The organism is Dermacoccus sp. CCH2-D9 (assembly GCF_001556795.1).
GTDB classification, from domain to species: domain Bacteria; phylum Actinomycetota; class Actinomycetes; order Actinomycetales; family Dermatophilaceae; genus Dermacoccus; species Dermacoccus nishinomiyaensis.
Window position 1 is genome coordinate 24,711 of the sequence record NZ_LSJT01000040.1, and the last position, 10,240, is coordinate 34,950.

10 protein-coding genes are annotated in these 10,240 nt (G+C 70.1%); all 10 read left to right on the forward strand.

All coding sequences use genetic code 11. The features are described 5' to 3' along the window. The first annotated feature begins 21 nt into the window (after nucleotides 1–21). The 10 genes from argC (at nucleotide 22) to tyrS (ending at nucleotide 9,973) form a co-directional block, all read left to right on the forward strand. Nucleotides 22–1,068: an N-acetyl-gamma-glutamyl-phosphate reductase gene (gene argC / locus AX669_RS02885; RefSeq protein WP_006944230.1), complete on the forward strand. Its 1,047-nt coding sequence runs from the start codon at nucleotides 22–24 to the stop codon at nucleotides 1,066–1,068. Then, nucleotides 1,068–1,478, forward strand: a complete 411-nt coding sequence (locus AX669_RS02890; RefSeq protein ID WP_062256448.1) for an ACT domain-containing protein — start codon at nucleotides 1,068–1,070, stop codon at nucleotides 1,476–1,478. The genes argC and AX669_RS02890 overlap by 1 nt, the downstream gene beginning before the upstream one ends. Then, on the forward strand, nucleotides 1,475–2,626 hold the full coding sequence (argJ, locus tag AX669_RS02895) for a bifunctional glutamate N-acetyltransferase/amino-acid acetyltransferase ArgJ (RefSeq protein WP_062256451.1): 1,152 nt from the start codon (nucleotides 1,475–1,477) through the stop codon (nucleotides 2,624–2,626). The genes AX669_RS02890 and argJ overlap by 4 nt, the downstream gene beginning before the upstream one ends. Continuing rightward, complete coding sequence (argB, locus tag AX669_RS02900) at nucleotides 2,623–3,555, forward strand: acetylglutamate kinase (RefSeq protein WP_062256453.1); 933 nt, start codon at nucleotides 2,623–2,625, stop codon at nucleotides 3,553–3,555. The genes argJ and argB overlap by 4 nt, the downstream gene beginning before the upstream one ends. Continuing rightward, on the forward strand, nucleotides 3,552–4,793 hold the full coding sequence (locus tag AX669_RS02905) for an acetylornithine transaminase (protein WP_082740520.1): 1,242 nt from the start codon (nucleotides 3,552–3,554) through the stop codon (nucleotides 4,791–4,793). Before argB ends, AX669_RS02905 begins: the two co-directional genes overlap by 4 nt. Next, nucleotides 4,790–5,722, forward strand: a complete 933-nt coding sequence (argF, locus tag AX669_RS02910; protein ID WP_006944188.1) for an ornithine carbamoyltransferase — start codon at nucleotides 4,790–4,792, stop codon at nucleotides 5,720–5,722. The genes AX669_RS02905 and argF overlap by 4 nt, the downstream gene beginning before the upstream one ends. Then, on the forward strand, nucleotides 5,719–6,300 hold the full coding sequence (locus AX669_RS02915; RefSeq protein ID WP_006944242.1) for an arginine repressor: 582 nt from the start codon (nucleotides 5,719–5,721) through the stop codon (nucleotides 6,298–6,300). Before argF ends, AX669_RS02915 begins: the two co-directional genes overlap by 4 nt. 80 nt (nucleotides 6,301–6,380) lie before the next feature. Then, on the forward strand, nucleotides 6,381–7,814 hold the full coding sequence (argH, locus tag AX669_RS02920) for an argininosuccinate lyase (protein WP_062256455.1): 1,434 nt from the start codon (nucleotides 6,381–6,383) through the stop codon (nucleotides 7,812–7,814). A 140-nt stretch (nucleotides 7,815–7,954) separates the two neighbouring features. Beyond that, a complete protein-coding gene (locus AX669_RS02925) occupies nucleotides 7,955–8,593 on the forward strand; it encodes a DNA-3-methyladenine glycosylase (protein ID WP_062256457.1) in 639 nt (212 codons plus the stop codon). Nucleotides 8,594–8,710: 117 nt separating this feature from the next. Next, complete coding sequence (gene tyrS, locus AX669_RS02930) at nucleotides 8,711–9,973, forward strand: tyrosine--tRNA ligase (RefSeq protein WP_062256459.1); 1,263 nt, start codon at nucleotides 8,711–8,713, stop codon at nucleotides 9,971–9,973. The last annotated feature ends 267 nt before the right edge of the window (nucleotides 9,974–10,240 follow it).

Sequence of the window (10,240 nt, forward strand, 5' to 3'; positions counted from 1 at the left end):
GATCTGCGCTAGGCTGGGGGCATGGTCACAGCAGCTGTCGCCGGGGCGAGTGGATATGCGGGCGGGGAGATCCTGCGCCTCTTGCTCGCCCATCCCGACGTCGAGATCGGCGCACTGACGGCGGGTTCCTCCGCCGGTTCGCGCCTCGGCGATCATCACCCGTCGTTGTTCTCCCTCGCCGAGCGACCCGTGCTTGCCACGAACGCTGACGCCCTCGCCGGCCACGACGTCGTCTTCCTCGCACTGCCGCACGGGCAGAGCGCTGCGCTCGCCGCGCAGCTCGACGCAGACGTCGTCGTCATCGACTGTGGCGCGGATTTTCGGCTCGAGCGCGAGAGCGACTGGCAGCGTTTTTACGACACGCCCTACGCGGGGTCCTGGGCCTACGGGATGCCCGAACTCGTCTCGAAGGGCGTCAAGCGGCGCGAGCAGCTGCGCGGCGCGCGCCGCGTCGCCGTCCCCGGGTGCTATCCGACGGCCGTCTCGCTCGCTCTCGCGCCGCTCGCGGCGGCGTCCCTCATCGCGCTCGACGACGTGGTCGTCGTCGCGTCCTCGGGTGTCTCGGGGGCCGGCAAGGGCCTCAAGCCACACCTGCTCGGCGCCGAGGTCATGGGGTCGATGAGCCCGTACGGCGTCGGCGGCGGGCACCGTCACACGCCCGAGATCGCGCAGAACCTGCGTCTCGCCGCCGGCGGTGAGCGCGAGGTGACGCTGTCGTTCACGCCGACGCTCGCCCCCATGCCGCGCGGCATCCTCGCGACGTCGACGGCTCGGCTGGCGCCCGGCACGACGGCTGATGACGTCGCGCGCGCCTTCGCCGAGGCCTATGCCGACGAACCCTTCGTCGAGCTCCTGGCTGCCGGGTCGTGGCCCGCGACCGGTTCGGTGCTCGGGTCGAACGTCGTCACCCTGCAGTTCGCGCTCGACGAGGTGGCGGGGCGCGTCGTCGTCACCTCCGCCGTCGACAACCTGACGAAGGGGACGGCCGGTGCAGCCGTGCAGTCGATGAACCTGTCGCTCGGCCTGGGCGAGACCACGGGCCTGCCGCTCGCGGGGGTGAGCCCCTGATGGTCGCGTTCGGAGCTCGGTTCACCCTCATCGCCCACCCCGAGGAGCTGTCGTACGTGCGCCTCGGCGCGCAGGAGGTCGTGCCCGAATGGGCGCTCACGGACGCGCCGCTCGTCTCCGTCAGTGCGACGGCGTCGGAGACGTCCGTGCTGTGCCTCACCTCAGCGATCCCGCGGGACGCGGTCGTGCGTCAGCAGGGTCCGTTCAACGTGTTCGAGGTCGAGGGCCCGCTCGACTTCGCGCTCACCGGTCTGCTCTCGGCCATCGTGACGCCGCTCGGCGAGGCCGACGTCACCGTCTTCACCGTCTCGACGTTCGACACCGACTGGATCATGGTGCCGACGTACGAATCCGCGCGCGCTCGTGAGCTGTGGGCTCGCGGCGGGCACATCATCAAGGAGAAACCATGAGTGTCACCGCTGCCGCAGGCTTCCGTGCGGCGGGCGTGACGGCGGGGCTGAAGCCCAGCGGCCGCCCCGACGTCGCCCTCGTCGTCAACGACGGGCCCGAGCACGTCGTCGCCGCCGTGTTCACCTCGAATCGCGTCGAAGCGGCGCCGGTAACGTGGTCGCGTCAGGTGGTGACGGACGGGCGCGCCGACGCCGTCCTGCTCAACTCCGGTGGCGCCAACGCCTGCACCGGGGCGCAGGGCTTCCTCGACACGCACCGCAGCGCCGAACTCGCCGCCGAGGCCGTCGGCGTGAGCGCCGGTGACGTCGTCGTCTGCTCGACGGGCCTCATCGGTGAGCTGCTGCCGATGGACAAGATCGAGGCGGGCATCACCGCGGTGGCAGGTTCGTTGAGCGCTGACGGCGGGGAGGACGCCGCCACCGCCATCATGACGACGGACACGGTCGCGAAGGAGTGCACCGGGTTCGGTTCCGGCTACACGATCGGCGGCATGGCGAAGGGCGCCGGCATGCTCGCGCCGTCCCTCGCGACGATGCTCGTCGTCATCACGACCGACGCGCTCCTCACCACCGAGCAGGCCGACGAGGCGTTGCGCGCGGCGACGGCGATGTCGTTCGATCGCATCGACTCGGACGGCTGCCAGTCGACGAACGACACCGTCGTGCTCATGGCCTCGGGAGCGAGCGGGGTGAGCCCGCAGATCGGGGAGTTCACGGCCATCCTCACGCAGGTCTGCGTCGACCTGGCCGAACAGCTCATCGCCGACGCGGAGGGCGCCGCGCACGACATCACGATCGACGTCCAGGGTGCCGCCAACGTTGACGATGCACTCGAGGTTGCACGTTCGATCGCCCGCAACAACCTCTTCAAGTGCGCCGTGTTCGGCAACGACCCCAACTGGGGGCGGGTCCTCGCGGCCGTCGGGACGACCTCGGCGGTGTTCGAGCCTGCACAGCTCGACGTCGCGATCAACGACGTCATGGTGTGCCGCAGCGGCGGGGTCGGTGACGACCGCTCGGGCGTCGACATGTCTCAGCGTGAAGTGAAGGTCGAGGTGTTTCTCCACGCCGGCGACGCCGACGCCACAGTCCTGACGAACGACCTCACGCACGACTACGTCCACGAGAACTCGGCGTACAGCACATGAGCGCGACGGAGAACGAGACGACCCAGCCTCGCGACCTCTCGTCGCTCGCCTCGGCGGGTCTCAAGGCGGGCACCCTCGTCGAGGCGCTGCCGTGGCTGCAGAAATATCAGGACGCTCTCGTCGTCGTGAAGTACGGCGGCAACGCCATGACGGACGACGCCCTAAAGCGCGCCTTCGCCGAGGACATCGCCTTCCTGCGTTACGCCGGCCTGCGCCCCGTCGTCGTCCACGGTGGCGGCCCGCAGATCGCCGCGATGCTCAACCGGCTCGGGATGAAGAGCGAGTTCCGCGGCGGCCTGCGCGTCACGACGCCCGAGACGATGGAGGTCGTGCGCATGGTGCTGACGGGCCAGGTCTCGCGCGAACTGGTCGGGCTGATCAACAATCACGGCCCGATGGCGTTCGGGCTCTCCGGCGAAGACGCCGGCCTGTTCGGCGCCCGCCGTCGCCCCGCGATCGTCGACGGTGAGGCCGTCGACGTCGGCCTCGTCGGTGACGTCGAGATGGTCGACCCGCAGATCGTGCGTGACCTCGCGCACTCGGGGCGCATCCCCGTCATCTCGTCCGTGGCGCCCGACCTCGAGCACGAGGGGCAGGTGCTCAACGTCAACGCCGACACCGCCGCGAGTGCTCTCGCCGTCGCGCTCGGCGCGCACAAGCTCGTCGTGCTCACGGACGTCGAGGGGGTCTACGCGAACTGGCCGGACGAATCGTCGCTGCTGTCGAAGCTGCCCGTCGACGAGGCCGAACGCATGCTCGCGACGGTCGACTCGGGCATGGTGCCCAAGCTCGAGGCCTGCATCCGCGCCGTGCGCGGGGGCGTGCCGCACACCCACGTCGTCAACGGGCGACGCCCGCACTCCATCCTGCTCGAGATCTTCACGGACGAAGGGATCGGCACGATGATCACCTCAGGAGGACGCCGATGAACCCGGCCGACGATGACGCCCCGGCGTCCACGATGCCGACGCACGGGGATCTGACGCAGCGCTACGGCGCCTCCCTCATGGGGGTCTTCGGGGCGCCCGGGCTCGTCCTCGAGCGCGGCGAGGGCGCCGTTGTTCGCGACGTCGAGGGCCGCGAGTACCTCGATCTGCTCGCCGGTATCGCGGTCAACGTTCTCGGCCATGCCCACCCCGCGCTCGTCGCCGCGGTGAGCGAGCAGGCGGCGAAGCTCATCCACGTGTCCAACTTCTTCACGACGCGCCCGCAGATCGAGCTCGCCGAACGCTTGGTCGCCGCGTCGGGTGGCGACGGCGACACTCGCGTCTTCTTCTGCAACTCCGGCGCCGAGGCCAACGAGGCGGCGTTCAAGCTGGCGCGCCGTACCGCTCGCCCCGGTGTCGTCGTCGCGGACGGCGGCTTCCATGGCCGCACGCTGGGCGCGCTGTCGCTCACCTCCAAGCAGGCCTACCGCGAGCCGTTCGAACCGCTGGTCCCGGGCGTCACGCGCGTGCCCTACGACGACGTCGAGGCGCTGCGGGCAGCCGTCGACGACACGGTGGGCGCGGTGATCCTCGAACCCATCCAGGGTGAGGCGGGCGTCATCGAGGCCTCGCCCGAATACCTGCGCGCGGCCCGCGAGGTGACGCGCGAACGCGGGGCGTTGCTCATCATCGACGAAGTGCAGACGGGCGTTGCACGCACCGGCGAGTGGTTCGGCTTCCAGACGATCGCACCCGAGGTCATGCCGGACGCCATCACGCTCGCCAAGGGCCTCGGCGGCGGTGTGCCGATCGGTGCGCTCGTCACCTTAGGTGCCGCCTCGACGATGTTCGAGGCCGGCCAGCACGGTTCGACGTTCGGTGGCAACCCGCTGGCGTGCGCCGCGGGCGTCGCCGTCATGCGCACGATCGAGGACGAACGCCTGCGAGAGCAGGCGCGGCGGCTGGGGGAGCACCTCGTCGCGGCTGTCGAGAACCTCGACGACGAACGCGTCGTTACCGTCCGCGGCCGCGGTCTGCTGCGCGGCATCGTGCTGCGCGACCCGCTCGCGCAGCGTGTCGTCGTCCGAGCCCGCGAGGCGGGTTTCATCATCAACGCGACGGGCCCGGACGTCATCCGCCTGGCCCCGCCACTCGTCATCACGGCCGAGCAGGTCGACACCTTCGTCGCCGCGCTGCCCGGCCTGCTCGATGCCGCCGAGACCGAGGAGAACGCCTCATGACCCGCCACTTCCTGCGTGACGACGACCTGAGCCCCGCCGAGCAGGCCGAGGTGCTCGCGCTCGCGGCGACGCTCAAACGAGACCGGCACGCCAAGCAGCCGTTCGCGGGTCCCCAGGGCGTCGCCATCATCTTCGACAAGCCGACGCTGCGCACTCAGCTCAGCTTCAGCGTGGGGGTCGCCGAGCTCGGCGGGCACCCGATGATCGTCGACGGCAAGCTCGCGCAGATCGGCACGCGTGAGTCGATCCACGACGTCGCGAAGGTGCTTGGGCGCCAGGTCAGCGCGATCGTGTGGCGCACCTACGGCCAGGACCGCCTCGAAGAGATGGCCGAGCACGCGGGCGTGCCCGTGGTCAACGCCCTGACGGACGCCTTCCACCCCTGCCAGATCCTCGCCGACCTGCTGACGGTCGCCGAACACAAGGGCAGCGCTGCCGGTCGCAAGGTCGCCTACGTCGGTGACGCTGCGAACAACATGGCCCACAGCTACCTGCTCGGTTTCGCGACGGCCGGCGCCGACATCACCGTCGCCGGCCCGCACGGGTACGGCCCGGATCCGGCGATCCTCGAGCGCGCCAAGGAGATCGCCGCGACGACCTGCGGCGGCGCGCATGCGAGCGAGGACGCCATCGAAGCCGTGACGGGCGCGGACGTCGTCATCACCGACACGTGGGTGTCGATGGGCATGGAGGACGAGGCGAGCACGCGCAAGGGCGAGAGCAATCCGTTCAGCGCCTTCAGCGTGACGAGCGAGCTGATGGCGCACGCGGCGCCTGACGCGATCGTCATGCACTGCCTGCCGGCATACCGTGGTTTCGAGATCGCCGCGGACGTCATCGACGGCCCCGCCTCGGTCGTGTGGGACGAGGCGGAGAACCGGCTGCATGCGCAGAAGGCGCTGCTGACGTTCCTCGCGGAGCACGCATGATGGCGCAGACGAAGGGTGCGCGCCATCAGCGCATCCGCGAGATCCTCGGGCGCGAGTCCATCCGGTCGCAGACGGATCTCGCCGAGCGGCTGCTCGCTGACGGCGTCGACGTCACGCAGGCGACGCTGTCACGTGATCTCGTCGAGCTCGGCGCGGTCAAGGTGCGTCAGGGCCGCACGCTCGTCTACGCCGTGCCCGGCGAGGGCGGTGACCGCACGCCTCGGGCGGGCGCCGCGCGCACCGAGGCGGTCCAACGATTGCGCCGGCTGTCGGGCGAGTTGCTCGTGACAGCGGAGTCGTCGGCGAACCTCGTCATCCTGCGCACCCCGCCGGGCGCGGCGAACTTTCTCGCCTCGGCGATCGACCACGCGGAGTTCACCGACGTCCTCGGCACGATCGCCGGCGACGACACGATCATGGTGATCTGCCGCGACCCGCAGGGGGCGGCGCCCGTCGCCAAGCGCTTCCTGGAACTCGCCGGCCGTACGGACGATCTCGCCTCCACCGACCACGATGACGACGCCCAGGAAAGCGGCGATCCCGACGCCGGTTCACGCGGCGACATTCGCGGCGTCTGAGCCCTCGAGCCCTGCTCCAACCGTTCCAATCTCCCCGGCGCCCCGCGCCCGATCCATCCGATGAAGGAGAGGTTCACCCCATGACCCAGCCCGACGCCCGCCTCAGCCTCTGGGGAGGTCGCTTCGCCGGTGGCCCGGCGGATGCGCTCGCCGCGCTGAGCAAGTCGACGCACTTCGACTGGCGCCTCGCGCCCTATGACATCGCCGGTTCGCGGGCGCACGCGCGCGTGCTGCACCGCGCCGGTCTGCTCGACGACGAGGCGCTCGCGGCCATGCTCGCGGCGCTGCAGCAGTTGCTCGACGACGTCGAGTCGGGCGCGTTCACGCCGGCGCAGGAGGACGAGGACGTCCACACGGCCCTCGAGCGCGGCCTCATCGAGCGCGCCGGCGCCGACGTCGGCGGTCGCCTGCGGGCCGGACGTTCGCGCAACGACCAGGTCGCGACGCTGTTCCGCATGTACCTGCGTGATCACGCGCGCTCGGTCGCGGCGCTGCTGCTCGACGTCGTCGACGCGCTCGTCGCGCAGGCGCAGACGCATCTCGGTGTCGCGATGCCGGGGCGCACGCACCTGCAGCACGCGCAGCCCGTGCTGCTGAGCCACCACCTGCTCGCGCACTCGTGGGCGTTGCTGCGCGACGTCGAGCGCTTCGGCGACTGGGATCGACGCACCGACGCCTCGCCGTATGGCTCGGGCGCGCTCGCGGGGTCGTCGCTGGGTCTCGACCCGGCCTCGGTGGCCGACGATCTGGGCTTCTCGCGCCCCGTCGAGAACAGCATCGACGGCACCGCGTCGCGTGACTTCGTCGCCGAGTTCGCGTTCGTCGCCGCAATGTCGGCGGTCGACATCAGCCGCATCGCGGAGGAGGTGGTGCTGTGGGCGACGAAGGAGTTCAGCTTCGTCACCCTCGACGACGCGTTCTCGACCGGCTCGAGCATCATGCCGCAGAAGAAGAACCCCGACGTCGCCGAGCTGGCGCGCGGCAAGGCGGGCCGTCTCGTCGGGGATCTCGCAGGCCTGATGACGACGCTCAAGGCGCTCCCGCTCGCCTACAACCGAGATCTGCAGGAGGACAAAGAGCCGGTCTTCGACGCCGTCGACACCCTCGAGCTGCTGCTGCCGGCCTTCGCGGGCATGACGGCGACGCTCACCTTCCACCCGGAGCGTCTCGAATCCCTCGCGCCGCAGGGCTTCTCGCTCGCCACCGACATCGCCGAGTGGCTCGTGCGTGAGGGCGTGCCGTTCCGTGTCGCGCACGAGGTCGCAGGGGAGTGCGTCCAGGCGTGCGAGCAGCGCGGAATCGAGCTGTGGGATCTGAGCGACGATGACCTCGCCGCCATCAGCGAGCACCTGACGCCGGGTGTGCGCGAGGTGCTGAGCGTGCCCGGTTCACTCGCCTCCCGCAACGCGACGGGCGGGACGGCTCCCGACCGCGTCGCCGAGCAGCTCGAGGCCGCGCACGCGAAGTCGAGCGAACTGCGTACCTGGGCGAGCCGACCCATCGACATCCGCTGACGCTCGACGTCCGCTCACGCTGACGCTCGATGTTGCCCGGGTTTCGGGGGCCGACGCCCCCGAAACCTGGGCAACATCGCGTGCGGGGCCTCACGCCGAGGGAGGTGGCCCGAATCGGGCGTGGGCGGCACAATGTCGGCGTGCCGGATCTCGACTCATCGTTCTTCGCCCATCCGCCCGTCGACGTCGCGCCGAAGCTCTTGGGCCTCACCGTCTCGCACGCGGGGGTGACGCTGCGTATCACCGAGGTGGAGGCCTACCATGGCGCCGTCGACCCGGGTTCGCACGGCTTCAAGCGCCGCACCGACCGCAACTCCGCGCTGTTCGGCCCGCCCGGCACCTGCTACGTCTACATCAACTACGGCATCCACCGGGCCCTGAACCTCGTCTGCGGGGCTGACGGAGAGTCGGCCGGTTGCCTCGTCCGTTCTGGCGAGATCATCGACGGCCTCGACCTCGCGCGGGAGCGGCGCATGGCGAGTGCACGCGAGGGCGCGCCGCTTCCCAAGGACGCCCATCTCGCTCGTGGCCCGGGCAACCTCGCGAAGGCGCTCGCGATCGAGCCGATCCTCGGCGGCACTCCCGTCGTCGGGCCGGATGCCCAGGTCGTCGTCCGTCGACCGGACGGCCACGTCGCGCCCGAGTACCTCACCGGCCCGCGTGTCGGCGTGAGCGGGCCGGGCGGTGAGGGCGAGAGCTTCCCCTGGCGCTTCTGGATCCCGGGCGAGCCGAGCGTATCCGCCTACCGCGCCGCGGTGACGCGGGTGCGCAAGCGCTGACGCAGCCCGTTGCAGCGGCGCCCTCCACGCAGCAGGCGCGCCGGATCGGGCGGTCGTGGGAGACTCTGGGGTGGGTGCGTGATCCGCGCAACCGAAGCATCTGACGAAAGGGACGACGTGAGCAACATCCTCGACGAGCTGCAGTGGCGCGGAGCGGTGGCGCAGACCACCGACGAGACGCAGCTGCGTGACGCGCTCGCGAACGGACCGCTCACGGTGTATTGCGGCTTCGACCCGACGGCGCCGTCCCTGCACTTCGGCAACCTCGTCCAGCTGATCCAGCTGCGACGGCTGCAGCGCGCCGGGCATCGCGTCATCGTCCTCGTCGGAGGTTCGACGGGTCTCATCGGTGATCCGCGCCCCAGCGCGGAGCGCGTGCTCAAGACGAAGGACCAGACGGCGCAGTGGGTCGCGCGCATTCGTGAGCAGGTGCAGCCGTTCCTCGACTTCGACGGCGACAACCCCGCCATCGCGGTCAACAACCTCGACTGGACTCAGGGCATCTCGGCCCTCGACTTCCTGCGTGACTACGGCAAGCACTTCCGCGTCAACGGGATGATCAAGAAGGACGCCGTCGCGGCGCGCCTCAACTCCGAGCAGGGCATCAGCTACACGGAGTTCAGCTACCAGATCCTCCAGGCCCTCGACTACCTGCACCTGTTCCGCGAGTACGGCTGCACCTTGCAGCTCGGCGGCTCCGATCAGTGGGGCAACCTCATCGCCGGCTCTGATCTCATCCGTTCGGTGGAGGGCAAGAGTGTGCACGTGCTCACCTCGCCGCTGCTCACGGACGCGTCCGGGCAGAAGTACGGCAAGTCGGAGGGCAATGCCATCTGGCTCGACGCGCAGATGACGAGCCCGTACGCCTTCTACCAGTACTTCCTCAACGTCGAGGATTCCGAGGTCATCAAGCTCATCAAGTTCATGACCGATCGGACGAAGGACGAGGTCGCGGAGCTCGAACGCGCCGTGGCCGAGGAACCCTTCAAGCGAGTGGCGCAGAAGACGCTGGCGGCCGACGTCACGACGCTCGTGCACGGTGAGGCGGCGACGGCCGGCGCCATCGCGGCGAGTGAGGCGATGTTCGGCAGGGGTGACGTGACGGCCCTCGACGCGGGGACGCTGCGTGACGCCGTCGCGGAGTTGCCTGGGGGAGAGGTTTCGCCGGGTACCACCCTGACGGACGCGCTCATCGCGGTGGGCATCGCGGAGTCTCGCAATGCGGCCCGACGTCTCATCGGGGACGGCGCCATCTCCGTGAACAACGCGAAGCTCGACGACCCGGAGCACGAACTGAGCGCTGACGACTTCCTCCACGGCGTGGCCGCGATCATCAAGCGTGGGCGCAAGCACCAGGCAGCCGCGCGGCTCGCGCACTGACCGAGACGACAACGGGGGCTCACCATGACGGTGGGTCCCCGTTGCGCATCCCGGGGTGGTGGCCGCACCCGGGCGGTCGATTTGGCAGCACCCGCCGCGCTGTGTAATGTTCTCTGAGTCGCCGCGAGCGGGGAGCTGGAAACAGCCACTCACTCGGACGGCTCTTGGTCACCAATTCGACTGGGACGCAACGAATTACAGCAATGTGGTTCCAAGCGCCGAGTTGAAGTCGGGGAGCGAGGGTGGTAAGGTTGACGAGTTGCCCCG

Bases quoted from the DNA above. Each gene is read 5' to 3' on its own strand.
- argF (WP_006944188.1), top strand. From the start codon at position 4,790: ATGACCCGCCACTTCCTGCGTGACGACGACCTGAGCCCCGCCGAGCAG.
- AX669_RS02890 (WP_062256448.1), top strand. From the start codon at position 1,068: ATGGTCGCGTTCGGAGCTCGGTTCACCCTCATCGCCCACCCCGAGGAG.
- argH (WP_062256455.1), top strand. From the start codon at position 6,381: ATGACCCAGCCCGACGCCCGCCTCAGCCTCTGGGGAGGTCGCTTCGCC.
- argC (WP_006944230.1), top strand. From the start codon at position 22: ATGGTCACAGCAGCTGTCGCCGGGGCGAGTGGATATGCGGGCGGGGAG.
- AX669_RS02915 (WP_006944242.1), top strand. From the start codon at position 5,719: ATGATGGCGCAGACGAAGGGTGCGCGCCATCAGCGCATCCGCGAGATC.
- AX669_RS02905 (WP_082740520.1), top strand. From the start codon at position 3,552: ATGAACCCGGCCGACGATGACGCCCCGGCGTCCACGATGCCGACGCAC.
- argJ (WP_062256451.1), top strand. From the start codon at position 1,475: ATGAGTGTCACCGCTGCCGCAGGCTTCCGTGCGGCGGGCGTGACGGCG.
- argB (WP_062256453.1), top strand. From the start codon at position 2,623: ATGAGCGCGACGGAGAACGAGACGACCCAGCCTCGCGACCTCTCGTCG.